Origin of the sequence: uncultured Bradyrhizobium sp., assembly GCF_964252615.1 — a bacterium.
Classification (GTDB): Bacteria; Pseudomonadota; Alphaproteobacteria; order Rhizobiales; family Xanthobacteraceae; genus Bradyrhizobium.
In genome coordinates this window covers 17,709-33,262 of sequence record NZ_CAXUNQ010000039.1, presented here as the reverse complement: position 1 = coordinate 33,262, position 15,554 = coordinate 17,709, and the positions used below count along the sequence as shown (strand labels likewise).

General features: G+C 63.3%; 16 protein-coding genes. 5 read left to right on the top strand and 11 right to left on the bottom strand.

What is annotated here, in order from left to right; translation table 11 throughout:
• Positions 1-7 precede the first annotated feature (7 nt).
• Positions 8-559 carry an inner membrane-spanning protein YciB gene (locus tag ACFE72_RS17710; RefSeq protein WP_375414426.1) on the top strand — a complete coding sequence of 184 codons (552 nt, stop codon included), beginning with the start codon at positions 8-10 and terminating at the stop codon, positions 557-559.
• Between the two features lie 87 nt (positions 560-646).
• Positions 647-943, top strand: coding sequence for a hypothetical protein (locus tag ACFE72_RS17705; RefSeq protein ID WP_375414425.1), 297 nt, complete (start codon positions 647-649; stop codon positions 941-943).
• Between the two features lie 147 nt (positions 944-1,090).
• Here the strand turns inward: ACFE72_RS17705 and ACFE72_RS17700 are convergent, their stop codons facing one another.
• On the bottom strand, positions 1,091-2,746 hold the full coding sequence (locus ACFE72_RS17700; protein WP_375414424.1) for a fumarate hydratase: 1,656 nt from the start codon (positions 2,744-2,746) through the stop codon (positions 1,091-1,093).
• Between the two features lie 185 nt (positions 2,747-2,931).
• On the opposite strand from ACFE72_RS17700, the gene ACFE72_RS17695 reads away from it, so the two are divergent.
• Positions 2,932-3,411 (top strand): hypothetical protein, encoded by a 480-nt coding sequence (locus tag ACFE72_RS17695; protein WP_375414423.1) that lies wholly within the window; start codon positions 2,932-2,934, stop codon positions 3,409-3,411.
• A gap of 157 nt (positions 3,412-3,568) precedes the next feature.
• Entirely contained in the window at positions 3,569-3,928 is a 360-nt protein-coding gene (locus ACFE72_RS17690; protein WP_375414422.1) for a GFA family protein, read from the top strand.
• A 100-nt stretch (positions 3,929-4,028) separates the two neighbouring features.
• Here the strand turns inward: ACFE72_RS17690 and ACFE72_RS17685 are convergent, their stop codons facing one another.
• A complete protein-coding gene (locus tag ACFE72_RS17685; RefSeq protein WP_375414421.1) occupies positions 4,029-4,733 on the bottom strand; it encodes a glutathione S-transferase in 705 nt (234 codons plus the stop codon).
• Positions 4,734-4,958: 225 nt separating this feature from the next.
• On the opposite strand from ACFE72_RS17685, the gene ACFE72_RS17680 reads away from it, so the two are divergent.
• A complete protein-coding gene (locus ACFE72_RS17680; RefSeq protein ID WP_375414420.1) occupies positions 4,959-7,034 on the top strand; it encodes a putative bifunctional diguanylate cyclase/phosphodiesterase in 2,076 nt (691 codons plus the stop codon).
• A 65-nt stretch (positions 7,035-7,099) separates the two neighbouring features.
• Here ACFE72_RS17680 and ACFE72_RS17675 read toward each other — a convergent pair whose 3' ends face one another.
• From ACFE72_RS17675 to flgB, 9 genes are all read right to left on the bottom strand, one after another.
• Positions 7,100-7,774: a lectin gene (locus ACFE72_RS17675; RefSeq protein ID WP_375414419.1), complete on the bottom strand. Its 675-nt coding sequence runs from the start codon at positions 7,772-7,774 to the stop codon at positions 7,100-7,102.
• A gap of 180 nt (positions 7,775-7,954) precedes the next feature.
• On the bottom strand, positions 7,955-8,926 hold the full coding sequence (locus ACFE72_RS17670; protein WP_375414418.1) for a Tim44-like domain-containing protein: 972 nt from the start codon (positions 8,924-8,926) through the stop codon (positions 7,955-7,957).
• 273 nt (positions 8,927-9,199) lie between these two features.
• A complete protein-coding gene (gene cckA / locus ACFE72_RS17665) occupies positions 9,200-11,752 on the bottom strand; it encodes a cell cycle histidine kinase CckA (RefSeq protein WP_375414417.1) in 2,553 nt (850 codons plus the stop codon).
• A gap of 245 nt (positions 11,753-11,997) precedes the next feature.
• Entirely contained in the window at positions 11,998-13,077 is a 1,080-nt protein-coding gene (gene flhB / locus ACFE72_RS17660) for a flagellar biosynthesis protein FlhB (RefSeq protein WP_375414416.1), read from the bottom strand.
• Positions 13,078-13,081: 4 nt separating this feature from the next.
• Complete coding sequence (gene fliR / locus ACFE72_RS17655) at positions 13,082-13,852, bottom strand: flagellar biosynthetic protein FliR (protein WP_375414415.1); 771 nt, start codon at positions 13,850-13,852, stop codon at positions 13,082-13,084.
• Positions 13,853-13,923: 71 nt separating this feature from the next.
• Positions 13,924-14,187: a flagellar biosynthesis protein FliQ gene (fliQ, locus tag ACFE72_RS17650; RefSeq protein ID WP_375414414.1), complete on the bottom strand. Its 264-nt coding sequence runs from the start codon at positions 14,185-14,187 to the stop codon at positions 13,924-13,926.
• 164 nt (positions 14,188-14,351) lie between these two features.
• A complete protein-coding gene (gene fliE, locus ACFE72_RS17645; protein ID WP_375414413.1) occupies positions 14,352-14,672 on the bottom strand; it encodes a flagellar hook-basal body complex protein FliE in 321 nt (106 codons plus the stop codon).
• 14 nt (positions 14,673-14,686) lie between these two features.
• Positions 14,687-15,112 carry a flagellar basal body rod protein FlgC gene (gene flgC / locus ACFE72_RS17640; protein WP_375414412.1) on the bottom strand — a complete coding sequence of 142 codons (426 nt, stop codon included), beginning with the start codon at positions 15,110-15,112 and terminating at the stop codon, positions 14,687-14,689.
• Positions 15,113-15,129: 17 nt separating this feature from the next.
• Positions 15,130-15,537 carry a flagellar basal body rod protein FlgB gene (gene flgB, locus ACFE72_RS17635; protein ID WP_375414411.1) on the bottom strand — a complete coding sequence of 136 codons (408 nt, stop codon included), beginning with the start codon at positions 15,535-15,537 and terminating at the stop codon, positions 15,130-15,132.
• Positions 15,538-15,554 lie beyond the last annotated feature (17 nt).

Sequence of the window (15,554 nt, the reverse complement as noted above, 5' to 3'; positions counted from 1 at the left end):
CCCGCCGATGAAAGACGTCTTCGCCAAGCTCGCCACCGATTTTTTCTCCACCATCGTTTTCCTGGCGTTGTACGTCGTCACCGGCAACCTCCTGCTCGCGACCGGCGTTGCCATCGCCGGCGCGATCGCGCAGGTGGTCTATGCCCGCGTCAAGGACGAGCGCTTAAGCTTCATGACCTATGCGAGTCTCGGGCTGGTCATCGTTCTTGGCAGCGCGACGCTGCTGACCAACGATCCGCGCTTCGTGCTGGCGAAGCCCTCGATCGCGCATTTTGCGATCGGCGCCATCATGCTGAAGCGCGGCTGGATGCTGCGCTACATGCCGCCGATCGTAACCCAGACGATCCCGGAATATGTCACCATCGCCGGCTACGCTTGGGCGGCGCTGATGTTCGTGCTCGGCCTCGGCGTGATCGCGGCGGCATCTACCGGCGACATCAAGCTGTGGGCGTTCTACGTCTCAGTGGTCGCGATCGGCGCCAAGATCGCGGCATTCGCCGTCCAGTATGCTGCGTTCCGCATTCTGGTCACCAACCGGATTCGTGCCGCACGCGCCTGATCGCGGCTGCGACGCCCTCGCCTCTTGCGCGCCGGGCTGTTGCTGTGACATGCCTATGCACGAGCAACGATTATCGAAGGAGATACCATGTCGGTCGACGGAAACTGGAAAATCACCATGAGCACGCCGATGGGGGAGCGCAAAGCGGATCTGACGCTGCAGAGTTCCGGCGGCACGCTGACCGGCACGCAGGGGGCAGAAGGCCAGTCCGGCCCGATCTTCGACGGCACCGTCAATGGCGACAACGTCGCCTGGAAAATATCGATCACCAATCCGATGCCGCTGACGCTGGCGTTTACCGGCAAGGTCGCCGGCGATACCATCAGCGGCGACATGGGCATCGGCGCGATGGGCAGCTTTCCATTCAAGGGGGCGCGGGCGTGAGGGCACGCAGCCTGCATTATCACCGTCATTCCGGATGCGCCTATTGGCGCGGGCCCGGAATCCATACTCTCCGTGGTGGTTATGGATTCCGAGCTCGCGCTTCGCGCGCCCCGCAATGACGAGCGTTTTTGTTCCACGTAACTCCCCTCACCCCAAATTCAACTCCTTGAAGAAATCATTGCCCTTGTCGTCGATGATGATGAAGGCCGGGAAATCCTCGACCTCGATCCGCCAGGTCGCTTCCATGCCGAGTTCGGGATATTCCACCACCTCGACCTTTTTGATGCAGTGCTCGGCGAGGTTTGCCGCGGCGCCTCCGATCGAGCCGAGATAGAAGCCGCCGTGCTTCTTGCAGGCCTCGCGCACGGCAGGCGCGCGATTGCCTTTCGCCACCATCACCATCGATCCGCCCGCGGCCTGGAACTGGTCGACAAAAGAATCCATCCGGCCCGCCGTGGTCGGCCCGAACGCGCCGGAGGCGTAGCCGTCCGGCGTCTTGGCGGGCCCGGCATAGTAGACCGGATGGTTCCTGAAATAATCCGGCAGCGGTTCGCCCTTTTCCAGCCGCTCGCGCAGTTTGGCATGCGCCGAATCCCGCGCGACGATCATGGTGCCCGTAAGCGACAGTCTTGTCTTGATGGGATGCCTTGATAGCGTCGAAAGTATTTCCTTCATCGGCTGGTTGAGATCGATCTTCACCACTTCGCCGCCGAGCGTTTGCTCCACCTGCGGCAGATATTGCGCCGGGTTGTGTTCGAGCTCTTCAAGATAGACGCCGTCCCTGGTGATCTTGCCGAGCACCTGGCGATCCGCCGAGCAGGACACGCCGAGCCCGATCGGAAGCGACGCGCCGTGGCGCGGCAGCCGAATCACCCGCACGTCATGACAGAAATATTTGCCGCCGAACTGCGCACCGACGCCGAGCGACTGCGTCATCTTCAGGATTTCCTGCTCCATTTCCAGATCGCGGAACGCGTTGCCGTCCGCCGAACCGTGGGTCGGCAGCGCATCGAGATAACGGGCCGAGGCGAGTTTCACCGTCTTCATGCAGAGTTCGGCCGAGGTACCGCCGATTACGATGGCGAGATGATAGGGCGGACACGCCGCGGTGCCCAGCGTCAGCACTTTTTCCTTCAGGAAGGCGAGCAGCCGGTCCCTGGTCAGTACCGACGGTGTCGCCTGGAACAAAAAGCTCTTGTTCGCGCTTCCGCCGCCCTTGGCCATGAACATGAACTTGTAGGCGTCATCCCCTTCGGCATAGATCTCGCACTGCGCCGGCATGTTGTTGGCGGTATTTTTCTCCTCATACATCGACAGCGGCGCCACCTGCGAGTAGCGCAGATTGCGCCGCAGATAAGCGTCGCGCGCGCCTTCGCTTAACGCCGCCTCGTCGTCGCCGTCGGTGATGACGTTGCAGCCTTTCTTGCCCATGATGATGGCGGTGCCGGTGTCCTGGCACATCGGCAGCACGCCGCCGGCGGCGATGTTGGCGTTCTTCAGAAAATCGAACGCGACGAACTTGTCGTTGTCGGAAGCCTCCGCATCGTCGAGGATGGAGCGCAACTGCCTGAGATGCCCCGGCCTGAGGTAGTGGTTGATATCGCCGAACGCGGCCTCGCTCAATGCCCGCAGCGCCTCGCGCGACACTACGAGCATCTCGCGGCCGAGCACCTTTTCGACGCGGACACCATCGGTAGTGATTTTCTTGTAGGGCGCGGTGTCGGCGCCGAGCGGGAATAAGGGCGTGTGTCTGTACGGCGGTACAGGGGTGGCGGCGGACGGGATCGGAGTTGGGGCGTTCATGGCAGACTCAGCTGGCAGCGGCATATAAGATCAAGAACCCCGCCTGTATGCGCCAAGAAGAGCTGCGTTTTCAATGCAATTCTGTACCGGGCTTGACCCAGCAACCCATCTTCCTGAAGAGTCTTTTTTAGACGGATGCGCGGGTCGAGCCCGCGCATGACGATTCCAGGCGAGGAAATTTGACGATGACATTCATGCAAAAATACAGATCGCAGTCTTCCGCAGCGGCCTTCGCGCTATTCGCGACCTTCGCCCTCGCCTCCCCCGCCCGCGCCGACCGTTGCGAGGATATCGCGGGCCAGCTCAAGGGCCAGATCGACGGCCTCAAGGTCGGCATCACCGCGGCACGGGTGGTTTACCTGTCGCATCCGGACGCCAAGGAGCTGTCGCTGGGCTGCCGCGGCCGCGATTACAGCAATGAACTCTATGCCAAGGCCGATGGCCGTAAGCCGAAGCCGGCGTTTTACGATTTGGTGGCGCGGGCGTCGGCGATCGTGTTCACGGTACCGGTGGACAACACGCTGAAAGGCGCGACCCGCTGCATCAAGCGGATGGGGATTTTCCGCGGCGACAATGTGAAGATCCGCTATCGCCGCCTCGACATGGTATGCAACCGCACCAAGACCGACGCCGCGATCGCCATTTCTCGGCGCAAGGACGAGTGAGGATCTATCCCGGATCCGATGCAGCACTCCGCAAGCCGGGATAGGCGTTCCTCCCGCGACGCCCGTCAATGCTGCAACCAGCCCATCGGTGAGAAGTTGAACCGGACTGCAATCCGGGATTTAGTACCGCAAGCAACAAATTGCCTGGAGGCCGGCGATGCCCGACGCAAAAACCTACACCGGCGGCTGCCATTGCGGCATGGTGCGGTTCGAATGCACCTGCGATCTTGCCACGGTGACCGCATGCAACTGCTCGATCTGCACCAAGAAAGGCCTGCATTTCACGTTCGTGGCGCCGAAACGTTTTCAGTTGCGCGCCGGCGAGGAGAATTTGAAAGAGTACCTGTTCAACAAGCACGTGATCCGGCACCAATTTTGCGCCGATTGCGGCGTCGAGGTATTCGCACGCGGCCGCAGGCCGGACGGCACCGAAATGGTGGCGTTGAACGTAAGCTGCATCGACGGCATCGAACTGGCAAAATTGCAGATGACGCCGATCGATGGAAGAAGCATGTAGCCTTCATTCCGGGGCCCGCCGAGCGCGACCTGGAATCCAGAGCAGTACGCGGTGCCGGATTCCGGATTCGCGCCAAGTGGCGCGCCCGAATGAGGAGTATCTAAATATCCAGCGCCTTGTAGCGGCGGAAGATACCGTCTTCGTTGAAGGGAATGCGGCGGTCGCTTTCGAGATAGGCCCTGATGTTGGGCCGCACGGCGACGCGGTCGCGCAGTTCCACCAGCCTCGGAATCCTGCGCTCGAATTTCGCCATGCGCTTGGGAAACGCGTAGCGCAGTCCCTCTACGATCTGCAACAGCGAGAGATCGACATAGGTCGCGCGGCGCCCGGTGGTAAAGGTGCCGCCGCTGTCGCTCACCAGGCGCTCGAAATATCCGAGATATTTCGGCACCCGCTCGTTCCAGAATTCGTCGGTGCGTTTTTTCGCCGGCCCGCGCTGGTCCTCGTAATACAGCGACGGCCCCAGCGGATGATGGGTGTCGTGAATTTCCAGCACCATATCCGCGATGGTGAGCTGCAGTTGGTGCACCCACAGCTTTCCTGCTTCCGCCTTCGGCGCAAGGCCGTGGCGCGCGCCCAGATAGAGCAGGATGTTGGCGGTCTGTGCGATCACCAGCTTGCCGGCTTTGAGGAACGGCGGCGCGAACGGTGGCGTGCCGGCGGCCGCCATCATCCCGGTCATCGCCGCCATGCCGCCGGCGCCGCGCGCCACATCGTCGTAGCCGGCGCCGGCATCTTCCAGCGCCAGCCGGACATATTCGCCACGGCCCTGGATGCCCGGCCAGTAATAGAGTCGGTAGCGCATGCAGGACCTCCTGGGCGTCGCGCAGCCCGAACGGGTTTAACGGGTCGTTAAGCCATTCGTTCGAAACCACCGTTATAGATCGAACTCCGAAAGGAAGCCGCGACATACTTACGGAATCTCAACGCTATTCGGTAAAGCGCCGGTTCCAGACAAGATGAATGCGCCGCAATACCCAGGCTTAAGATTTAGGTTTGTTACGTAATCCAGCAGGGGGAAGCACGCGTCATGCCGCCGGATACCGGTTTCGCTTTTGCCTATCACCAGTTGCTTGTCGCCGCGGCAGGCTCGGTTTGCCTGTTCGGCACCTGGGTCGGCATGCGGCATTTCGCGCGCGCCCGCGCGACCCAAGGTCCGACGCGCTATGGCTGGCTGTTCATGGCGTCGGTCGGCACCGGCGTCGCGCTGTGGGCATCGACGTTCATCTCGATTCTCGCGCTCGATCCCTCGCTTGACAGCGGTTTCGAGCCGCTGGCAACCGCCGCCGTGCTGGTGATCGCCATCGTCGCCTGCCTCCTGGGCTTCCAGATCGGCAGCCGGCCATATCCGGCACTGGCGCCGGAACTGGGTGGACTGGTCGTGGGGGTCGGCCTGCTCGCCATGCACTATGTCGGGCTGAGCGGCTGGCATGTCGCCGGCACCACGCATTGGAACCCGTGGGGCGTCGGCCTCACATTGATTGTTGGCCTCAGCCTCAGTGCGCTCTCGGTCAATCGGGCCAATCGCCCGGTGACGCGATATTGCCGTCATGGTGCGGCGATCGTGATGGCCTTCATGATCTGCGCCATGCATTATACGCTGACAGCAGCGTCCAGCACGATCCCCGATCCTTCCGTGACGCTGCCGGGATACCTGATCCCCGCTTACATGCTCGGCATCAGCGCGGTCGGCGCCGTGCTGCTGGTGATGGGCAGCGGTTTTTCGACGTATGTCGTCGACCTGCGCACGCGCACGGAATCGGCCGACCGCATCAACCAGCTGTCGTTCAACGACAGCATGACAGGATTGCCGAACCGTATCGCGTTCAACGAACGGCTGGCGTTCACATTGGCCGAAGCGCACGAACTGGCGCACCAGGTCGCTGCGTTCTCGATTGACCTCGACGGTTTCAAGGACGTCAACGACGTGTTCGGCCACAGCGCCGGCGACCTGCTGTTGATCGAAGCCGCAGACCGGATGCGCCGGCTGCTCGGCCCCGGCGAATTCCTGGCGCGGCAGGGCGGCGACGAGTTTTTGGGGCTGCAGATGTCCGGCAATCACCCCCACGACGCGCAGGCCTTCGCCGAACGCATCGCCGCCGTGTTTGACCTGCCATTCCAGCTCCATGACCGGCCGGTCGCCCTCACCACCTCGATCGGGTTTTCGATCTTTCCGACCGATACGCCGCAACGCGACCAGCTATTGAGCAACGCCAAGCTCGCGATGCACCGGGGAAAAAGCAAACAGCGTGGGTTGATCACGAAGTATCAGCGCGAGATGGACGATGCCGCGCGCGACCGGCGCGCCCTGGCACGCGACCTGCTGACCGCGACCGCGGGCGGCGAGCTCGAACTGCATTATCAACTGCAGGCATCGCTCCATGACGGAAAGGTCTGCGGCGCCGAAGCCTTGATGCGCTGGCGCCATCCCAGCCGCGGCATGATCTCGCCGGCGGAATTCATCCCGCTGTCGGAGGAAACCGAAGCGATCATCCCGATGGGCGAATGGGCGCTGCGCACCGCCTGCCGCGACGCGGCGGCAGGCAAAATCCCTGGCACGATAGCGGTCAATCTGTCGCCGGTGCAGTTCAGCCGCGATGACCTTGCCGAAAAAATCCACGCCATCCTGATCGAAACCGGACTGTCGCCGAAACGGCTCGAGGTCGAGGTCACGGAATCCACCTTGATGTCGGACCAGGCCCGCGGCCTGCACATCCTGCGCAAGCTGAAATCGATGGGCATATCGATTGCGATGGACGACTTCGGCACCGGCTATTCGTCGCTTGCGATGCTGCATGCATTTCCATTCGACAAGATCAAGCTCGACCAGTCGTTTGTAAAGCGGCTGCCTGCCGACGCCGCGGCGGCGGCAATCGTCCGCACCGTACTGACGCTGGGGCGCAGCCTCGGCATCCCCGTGCTTGCGGAAGGCATAGAAACCGAGACGCAGTGGGATTTCCTGGCGCAGGAAGGGTGCGCCAAAGGCCAGGGCTTTCTGTTCGCAAAGCCCGTCGCATTGGCGAAATTATCCGGCGCGATCGCGGCGGCGGCGGCTTTTGAAATCGCTCTCGATGCCGAGACAACCGCGCGGCGTAGGGTGGGGTGAGCGCAAGCGAAACCCACCTCACCTACCGCAATCGGATGGTGGGGCGTTCACGCACCTGCGACAATTCAATTTGCGGCGAAGCAGTACATCAGCCCGTCGCCCCCGGTGCTCTTCAGGTCGTTCTGCGAGCAGCCGCCGTCGGGTCCGCGTGAAGGATGCGACGAGTTCCAGGACTTTGAGGCATCGTCGTCGCGAAGTCCGATACGGTCGGAATGGCCGACCATTGCCGAGCCCTGCGTGCTGCTCGTCCAGTTCTTGCAGGTGCGGTCGTCGGCGCCTGCGAATGCGGTGCCGTCCGGCTGCGATCCGGTCAGCACGTCATGGCAGTTCGGGGTGTCGCCGCGGCCGTTGATGACGTCGCCCTTTTCGCTGAGCGCGGTCTGTTTGGTGAGGTTGTTGGCGCCGTGCAACTCGGCGACGTCCTTGGCGACCACGACGCCCTTGGCATTCTGCCACGGACCCTGACCGATGCGGTCGCGCGCGTTGATCGCGGGCTTGCCGTCGGCGGCCTGGGTCGACAGATATGCGCGCCATGTCTTTGCACCGGCGCCCGCCGCCTGCGCCAGCGTCTGGCAATAATTGTCCGCACCCGCAAGGCCGCCGAGATTGGCACCGTTGCCGATGCCGGTGCTGGTAAGGAAGAATGTGGTGCCGGCGCCCTGCGCATAAGCGCCTGTCGAGATGACGGCGACTGCGGCGGCGAGGCACGCGCGGGAAACCATTCTGCGAACTGAAAACATCATATTCCTCCCGATTTGTTCTGATCCGCCGGTTCGTTGACCGACGGGCATGCCCAATATCAACACGCATTACCAGACATTATTCCCGCCGCACCGAGCTGCAACCACGGTGCGGCGGCGTCAAATCAAAAGGCGCCGCGAGCTCGTCGCGGCGCCTCATATTCAGACCATCAGGCAGGCTCAAGCCTGCTGAATGGCCGAAAGTTCCCAGCTTGCTGCGCGCGGCCGCACGAAGGTCCATACTTCGGTGACCTCGGTGGGCTGCTCGCTGCCGCCGACCAGGCGGCCGGTGCTGCGCTCGATGGTCTTGTCGACCAGCGAAAACCGCATCGCGACGCTGGCGTAGTCGGTATCGCCTTCGCGCCAGGCTTCGGCAAGATCCCCCTGCAGCAACTTGACGTCCGAAACCTTGTTGAGGTCGTTGCGGGCCTTGTTCTCCGCAAGGTCTTTGGTGAAGTACGATACCATTTCCGGCGTCGCCAGCGTATGCAGCTTGGCGACATCCTCATTGGACCAAGCGGCCTGGATTTCGCCCAGCAGGCGTTCGAAGGCTTCGTAGTCGGAAGGCCCGATTTCGAGCGGCGCGCTGCCTGATCCCAGCCCAAAACCGGAGCCGGTGCGTAAACTGGCCAGCGGACCCGGCCCCGCGGCCGGTCCAGACGCGGGGCCGGCATAGGCCGAAGCCGTCGCGTTGCGGCGCTGCCACCAATTCATGGCCAGCCGGACCACAACGATGATGAGGCCGATCTGCAGGATCAGCCCGAAGATCGACGACAGTCCGCCAAGGCCGCCGAACATGCCGCCACCGAACAGCATGCCAAGCAGGCCGGCGCCGAGGAAGCCCGCGGCGAGGCCGCCGAGCATGCCCATGCCGGGCCGGTTGAAGAAACCGCCCCTGGCGGCCGTGGCCGCACCTGCGCCCATTCCGGGGCTGCCCGGCTGGGTCATGGTGCGATTGAACGGCTGCGCCGCATTCGGCGCGGTCGAGGTGCTAGGCGGCGCCGAGAAGGTCCGCGACCCTCGCGAGCCCGAGCTGCTGCCGCCGCCGATCCGGGCGTCGGCCGCGGAGATCGCGAGCATCAGTGGTAACGCCAACGATAGAACGACGGCGATCATCTTGACGATGCCGCGTGTGCGCTGCGTGAAATTCATCGGTTTTCCCTCATTCCCCGGCAGGGGGAAGCGCTCCTAACATGGGCACCCCTGCCCAAAAGTGAAGCGCCCATGACGACGCAGGGCTGCGGCGCTCGGTCGCGGGCGGGCGGCGATACCGCCGGAAACAGTCGTCCCGCGCAGCGGTGACCGATAACCCCTGGCGTTAATGGGTAGCGCGCATCGTTGTAACGGCGTTCATCAAACAAGACGACAAAGCATGTGGGTCCCCGCCTGCGCGGAGACGACGCAATGCGGCAGCGTCGGCGCGTATCACCCCGGCGCCATGGTCTGCTTGACCTTCTCGACCAGCGCGCTGAGCGCGAACGGTTTCGGCAGGAACGCGAACTGCTCGTCGTCCCGCAGCACGCTCTTGTCAAAGGCGTCCTCGGCGTAGCCCGAGACGAAGATGATCTTCAGATCCGGATTGCGCGCGCGCATCGCCTTCAGCAGCGTCGGCCCGTCCATCTCCGGCATCACCACGTCGGAGACGACGAGATCGACCGCGCCGTTCTTTTCTTCCAGCGCTTCCATGGCTTCGACGCCGTTGGCCGCCTCGATCACGCTGTAGCCGCGCGAGCGCAAACCCCGCGCATTCAGCGAGCGCAGCCCGTCCTCGTCCTCGACCAGCAGAATGGTGCCCTGCCCGGTCAGGTCAGCGGCGCGTTTGGCTTCCGGCTGCTCTTTTGCAGCGCCATTGACAGCGGCCTCCGGCTGCACCTCCTGTTCGGCATGGTGCCGCGGCAGGAAGATACGGAACGAGGTACCCCGGCCGGCTTCGGAATCGACATAGACGAAACCGCCGGTCTGCTTGACGATGCCGTACACCGTCGACAGCCCGAGCCCGGTGCCCTTGCCGACGTCCTTGGTCGAGAAGAACGGCTCAAAGATCTTGTCGACGATATCGGCCGCGATCCCGGTGCCGGTATCGCTGACGTCGATCCGCACATAATCCGCCGGCGGCATGCCTTTATAGGACAATTTTCCGGCTTCCTCGGCGGAAACGTTGGCGGTGCGCACCGTCAGCCTGCCGCCGTCCGGCATGGCGTCGCGCGCGTTGACCGCTAGATTGACGATCACCTGCTCGAATTGCGACAGATCCGCTTTCACCGGCCACAGGTCGCGTCCGTGCTGGATTTCCAGCGCCACTTTTTCTCCGATCAGCCGCTTCAGCAAGCGGTCGACGTCCGACAGCGCTTCGCGGAGATCGAGCACCTGCGGCCGCAATGTCTGCTTGCGGGAGAATGCCAGCAATTGCCGCACCAGCGTCGCCGCGCGCGTGGCATTCTGCTTGATCTGCATAATGTCCTGGAATGACGGGTCGGTCGGCTTGTGGGCGTTGAGCAGGAAGTCGTTCGCCATCATGATGGCGGACAGCACGTTGTTGAAGTCGTGCGCGATGCCACCGGCGAGCTGGCCGACGGTTTCCATCTTCTGCGCCTGATTGATCTGGCTCTCCAGCCGGCGCCGCTCGGTGGTTTCCAGCATATAGACGATGGCCGCTTCGCTGTCGTTTTCCTCGCCCTCCACCGCGGTGACGAAGAATTGCCCCCAGCGTTCCCCGGTCCCCTTGAGCATCGCCTCGACCGGCGCAATGTCGCCGTGCCCTTCGGCGGCCTGGTTGATCGCGGCGACGAGCCGGCCGCGGTCGCGATCGTTCACCGAGGCGAGAATCGATTTGCTGACCCCGCCATCGTCATCGAGGTTCTGCGCCAGCTTGGCGAAGCGCGCATTGGCGCGCACCACCGCGCCTGCCTTGTCGACGGTGGCGATCGCCATCGGGGTATGATCGAAGAACCGCATGAAGCGTACTTCAGCGGCGCGCTGCGGATCGAGCCGCTCGTCGCGGGCTCGGCTGATCACCAGCGTCCGTGATGCGCCGGGCACGCCGTCGGCGCCGAATGCCAGCTTGTGATAGAGCCGCACCGGCATGGTCTTGCCGCCGCGCATCCGCAGATCGATGTCGAACACTTCGGTTTTGACCTCGCCGGGCACCGGCACGATCGAGGTCAGCAGCGACGCGCCGTCGCCGGATACGACATCGGTCAGCTTCAACCCGCCGTTGCCGATCTCCGCCAGATCGTAATCCAGCCAGTTCGCCAGCGTGGCGTTGACATAGACGAGGTTGCCGGCCGCATTGACCGAGAAGAATCCGCACGGCGCGTGATCGAGATATTCGATGGCGTGCTGCAACTCCTGAAACACGTCTTCCTGCCGCTCGCGATCCCGCGTAATATCGGCAATCGACCACACCGCGAATTTGATCTCGCGCTTGCTTCGGCCGAGCGGCCGGACCCGCATCCGCAGCCAGCGGCCCTGCATGCCGTCGCTGCCGGCAACGCGGACCTCCTCCTGCTGGCGTTTTCCCTCGCGCGCGGCTTTCAAGAGGCGGAACACCGCTTCGGATACGTCGGGATTGCCGATAAATACCCGCTCCACCGGACGGGCATCCTGCGGCGTCGCGGCCCCGGTCAACGCAAGATAGGCGGCGTTGGCGTAGACCACATGGCCGCGCGAATCGGTGACCGCAAGTCCGTCGAAAGCGTGATCGGCAATCGGCCGCATGATCGGATCGTCCGCAATGCGGTCGGCAAAACGAACGATGCCGGCTGCGAACGCGAACAGGTTGAACAGCCCGACCATTGCCAGCAGCGCCAGCAGCCCCAGGATATAAGGCTGCGCCTGCGCCCGGCCGAGGGTCATGAACGCAACCGCCGCCGCGACAATGGCGCCCGCGACCAGCAGCACCAGCACGATACTGCCGCTGCGCCGCGCCGGCTCATGCGCCGGGGATGGTGGCAGATCGTTGTCGGGCTCGATGGTCATCGGATGAGCGGTGGCCTGTTGAAATGGATGGAACGCACGCAGACGCGATAACTCCTGAGTGCCTGAATCGGCCCCACCGGTGCAAGCATGTCGTGCGGTTATTTCATGATTTCACGCCCCGACGCAGCGCAGCGCGCTGGTGCGCTGCTGAGCCGGGGCCGTAACGAACGCCGGCTTTTGCCACGGTCCCGGTTCTGCAAAGCAGCGCCGAAGAAGCACTGCGTCGCGCCGGGGTCGCGGACACTTCAAACCCGTCGTCCCGACAGCCCCCGCTTCAGCCCCATTACATAGCCGATGATTTCGGCAACGGCGTGATAATGCTCGACCGGAATCTCGTCGTCGATCTCCACCGTGGCGTGCAGGGCGCGGGCCAAGGCTACGTTCTCGACGATGGGAATATCGTGGGCTTTCGCGACTTCCCGAATCTTGAGCGCGATAATGTCGACGCCCTTGGCGACGCAGATCGGCGCCGACATGCCGCGCTCATAGGACAGCGCCACCGCGTAATGGGTCGGGTTGGTGATGATCACCGAGGCTTTTGGAACCGCGGCCATCATCCGCTTCTTCATGCGCGCATGACGCAACTGCCGGATCCGGCCCTTGACGTGCGGATCGCCTTCGGACTGCTTGAACTCTTCCTTCATTTCCCGCAGCGACATCTTCTGGCGCTCGAACCATTGCCGGTACTGGAAGAAATAATCCGCAATTGCGACCAGCGCCAGCATCGCCACCACCGCGCCCATCAGCTGCAGTATCAGGGTGATGGTCGTGCCCAGAATTGACGCCGGGTCGAACCGCACCATCGCATCCAGCCGATGCCGCTCCGGCCACAGGATCGCGGTCATGACCGCGCCAAGTGCGGCCAGCTTGAAAATGCCCTTGGCGAAATTCACCGCGGCCTGTTTGCCGAACAGCCGCTTGGCCCCGGCCAGCGGCGAGATCTTGCTCAGCTTGGGCTTTAAGGATTCGCCCGACCACACCAGCCGGTGCTGCACCATGTTGCCGGCGACCGCCGCGATCATCAGCAGCAGCAGCGGGACGCCGATGGCCGCGATCACCGCCATTCCGAGGCTTTGCGCCAACGCCAGCAGGCTTGGGCCATCGGCGTGGATCATCCAGGAATTGGCCACCAGACTGCGCAACGGCAGCAGGATGCCGCCGCCGATCGATCCGGAAAATGTCGACAGCACCAGCGTCGCACCGGCGATCATGAACCAGGTGTTGACCTCCTGGCTCTTGGCGACGTCGCCGCGGTCATGGGCGTCATCCAGCCGTTTTTGCGTCGGATCCTCTGTTTTTTCCGCGGCGTCGTTCTCGTCGGCCATCGTTTTAGCTCCGCGGGATCAATTGATGCATGACGCTGACGACGTAATCCATGTAAGTTCCCATCATCGTCGCCAGCACCGCGGCGAAAATCAGGAAGCCGGCCAGGATCGAGAGCGGCACGCCGACGAAATAAACCTGCATCTGCGGCATCAGCCGCGCCAGCACGCCAAGCCCCACATTGAACACGAGGCCGAATACCAGAAAAGGTGCCGCCAGCTGGGCGCCGATCTTGAAGGCGGCGGCGAATGCGCGGGTGGCGAGCGCAGCGATGTCGCCGCTGGGCATCAACTCGCCCGGCGAAAAGATCGCGTAGCTGTCGTTGAGCGCGGCGATCACCAGATAATGGGTGTCGGTGGCAAACAGCAGCGTCAGGCCAAGAATGGTGAGGAAGTTGCCGATCAGGAGGCCCTGCTGGCCCTGGGTCGGATCGACGGCGGTCACGAAGCCGAGGCCGAGCTGCTGGGCGATCACCGAGCCCGCGACCTGTAGCGCGGACAGCGTGACCCGCGCAGTGGCGCCGAGCACCACGCCGATGACGATCTCGTGCACCAGCATCACCATCAGCGGCGCCATCGACTGCATATCGATGGTGTAGGCGGCGCGGTGCAGCGGCAGGATGATCAGCGTCAGCGCCAGCGCGATCGCAAGCTTGATGCGGACCGGAATGTTGGTCTCGCCAAACCCCGGCAACAGCATCACCATCGCGCCGATGCGGGCGAATACCAGCATGAAGGCGGCGGCGAGCGCGGGCAGCAGCGAGATATCGATACGCATGGGCAAAGAGTGCCTTGAATGAATGGACGCCGCATTCAGCCTGGCCCCATCCCGAGAAGCGTGATCTTGCATCAGCCCCCGATGATTCGCGACGAGATCCGCAGCATGTGGCCCTGCAGCGCGTCCGCCATGAACGGCAGCGCCAGCAGCAGCGTCACGAAAATCGCAAGTATCTTCGGCACGAAGATCAGGGTCTGTTCCTGGATCTGCGTCAGCGCCTGGATCAGCGACACTGCGACGCCGACAATGAGGCCGACGACCATCAGCGGCGACGACACCACCACGATGGTCCAGATCGCATCGCGCGCGACGTCGAGGGTTTCAGCGCCGGTCATGATCTCAATTCCATTCTTGCTCGGTCAACTCGTTCGTCATTCCGGGATGCGCCGCTTGGCGCAGGCCCGGAATCCATGCTTTCTGTGCCAGCGTGGGGAGGCTGACACGAATACCGGAGATACATGGATTCCGCGCCCGCGCTTCGCGCGCCCCGGAATGGCAACTAGATCGGCATCTTCATGATGTCTTCGTAAGACTGGATCACGCGGTCGCGCACCGATACCAGCGTGGAGACCGCGACGTCGGTTTCCGCCACCGCCGTCACGACATCCATCACGTTGGACTTGCCCGACGCCATCGCCAGCGTCTGGGCGTCGGACTTGCGCCCGGAATCCATCACGCTGCCGATGGCGTCCTTGAGCATTGCGCCGAACGACTGGCCGCCGCCTTGTTCGGAAGCCTTCCCTGCACCGATACCGCCGCCGGATTCCAGCATGCGGCCGAGGCTCGCGTAGGCATTTGCAGCGACTGTCGGGGAAGCCATGGCTATAATTTCCTTCAGGCTTTGAGGATGTCGAGGGTGCGTTGAATCATCCGCCGCGTCGCGCTGATGATATTGAGGTTTGCCTCGTAGGATCGTTGCGCGTCGCGCATGTCGGTCATTTCGATCAGCGGATTGACGTTGGGGTATTTGACGTTGCCGGCGGCATCCGCCGACGGGTTGCTCGGCTCATACTTGACGCGAAACGCGGACGCGTCGGTCTTGACCTTGCCCAAGGTCACGACCTTGGCGTCCAGCGTACGGTCGAGCGCTGAAGAGAAGGTCGGCACCTTGCGGCGATAGGGTTCGCCTCCTGCGGTCGGCGCGGTCGAATCCGCATTCGCGATGTTTTCCGAGATCACCCGCATCCGCCCGGCCTGCGCCCGAAGCCCGGAAGTCGCGATGCCCATGGAGCGAATGAAATCCCCGCCATCGTCGGCCATGATGTCGTTTTCCTATCTCAGCGTTTTCCGATTGCCGTCTTCAGCAGCCCGAGGCCGCGGCTGTAGAGCGATGTCGCTGCCGCGTAGTCCATCTGGTTGGCGGAAACCTTCAGCATCTCGTCTTCCAGGTTGACCGCATTGCCGGCCGGCCGGGTCTCGTAACCGGCCTTGGCATTCTGCGCGAAGCCGCCTCCGCCGCCGGACGGGGCGATATGCGCGGCGCTGGTGCGCATCATCGCCAGCGATCCCATGCCTGCTGCGGCGCCCGCGCCATTGCGGCCGAACTTCGGCTCGACCAGATCGCGCGGCTTGAAATTCGGCGTGTCGGAGTTGGAGATGTTCTCGGCAAGCACGCGCTGACGCTCCTGATGCCACTGCATCTTGGTGCGCAGCGCCGACAGAACCGGAAGATCGTTGATCGGCATCGGCGGGCCTCCGCTTC

What these genes read in the sequence shown, in the direction of transcription:
- fliR (WP_375414415.1), bottom strand. Translation starts at nt 13,852, where the DNA reads ATGCGTATCGATATCTCGCTGCTGCCCGCGCTCGCCGCCGCCTTCATG.
- ACFE72_RS17685 (WP_375414421.1), bottom strand. Translation starts at nt 4,733, where the DNA reads ATGCGCTACCGACTCTATTACTGGCCGGGCATCCAGGGCCGTGGCGAA.
- fliE (WP_375414413.1), bottom strand. Translation starts at nt 14,672, where the DNA reads ATGGCTTCCCCGACAGTCGCTGCAAATGCCTACGCGAGCCTCGGCCGC.
- ACFE72_RS17690 (WP_375414422.1), top strand. Translation starts at nt 3,569, where the DNA reads ATGCCCGACGCAAAAACCTACACCGGCGGCTGCCATTGCGGCATGGTG.
- ACFE72_RS17680 (WP_375414420.1), top strand. Translation starts at nt 4,959, where the DNA reads ATGCCGCCGGATACCGGTTTCGCTTTTGCCTATCACCAGTTGCTTGTC.
- ACFE72_RS17675 (WP_375414419.1), bottom strand. Translation starts at nt 7,774, where the DNA reads ATGTTTTCAGTTCGCAGAATGGTTTCCCGCGCGTGCCTCGCCGCCGCA.
- fliQ (WP_375414414.1), bottom strand. Translation starts at nt 14,187, where the DNA reads ATGACCGGCGCTGAAACCCTCGACGTCGCGCGCGATGCGATCTGGACC.
- ACFE72_RS17700 (WP_375414424.1), bottom strand. Translation starts at nt 2,746, where the DNA reads ATGAACGCCCCAACTCCGATCCCGTCCGCCGCCACCCCTGTACCGCCG.
- flgC (WP_375414412.1), bottom strand. Translation starts at nt 15,112, where the DNA reads ATGGCCGACGATGGCGGGGATTTCATTCGCTCCATGGGCATCGCGACT.
- cckA (WP_375414417.1), bottom strand. Translation starts at nt 11,752, where the DNA reads ATGACCATCGAGCCCGACAACGATCTGCCACCATCCCCGGCGCATGAG.
- flhB (WP_375414416.1), bottom strand. Translation starts at nt 13,077, where the DNA reads ATGGCCGACGAGAACGACGCCGCGGAAAAAACAGAGGATCCGACGCAA.
- ACFE72_RS17705 (WP_375414425.1), top strand. Translation starts at nt 647, where the DNA reads ATGTCGGTCGACGGAAACTGGAAAATCACCATGAGCACGCCGATGGGG.
- ACFE72_RS17710 (WP_375414426.1), top strand. Translation starts at nt 8, where the DNA reads ATGAAAGACGTCTTCGCCAAGCTCGCCACCGATTTTTTCTCCACCATC.
- ACFE72_RS17670 (WP_375414418.1), bottom strand. Translation starts at nt 8,926, where the DNA reads ATGAATTTCACGCAGCGCACACGCGGCATCGTCAAGATGATCGCCGTC.
- flgB (WP_375414411.1), bottom strand. Translation starts at nt 15,537, where the DNA reads ATGCCGATCAACGATCTTCCGGTTCTGTCGGCGCTGCGCACCAAGATG.
- ACFE72_RS17695 (WP_375414423.1), top strand. Translation starts at nt 2,932, where the DNA reads ATGACATTCATGCAAAAATACAGATCGCAGTCTTCCGCAGCGGCCTTC.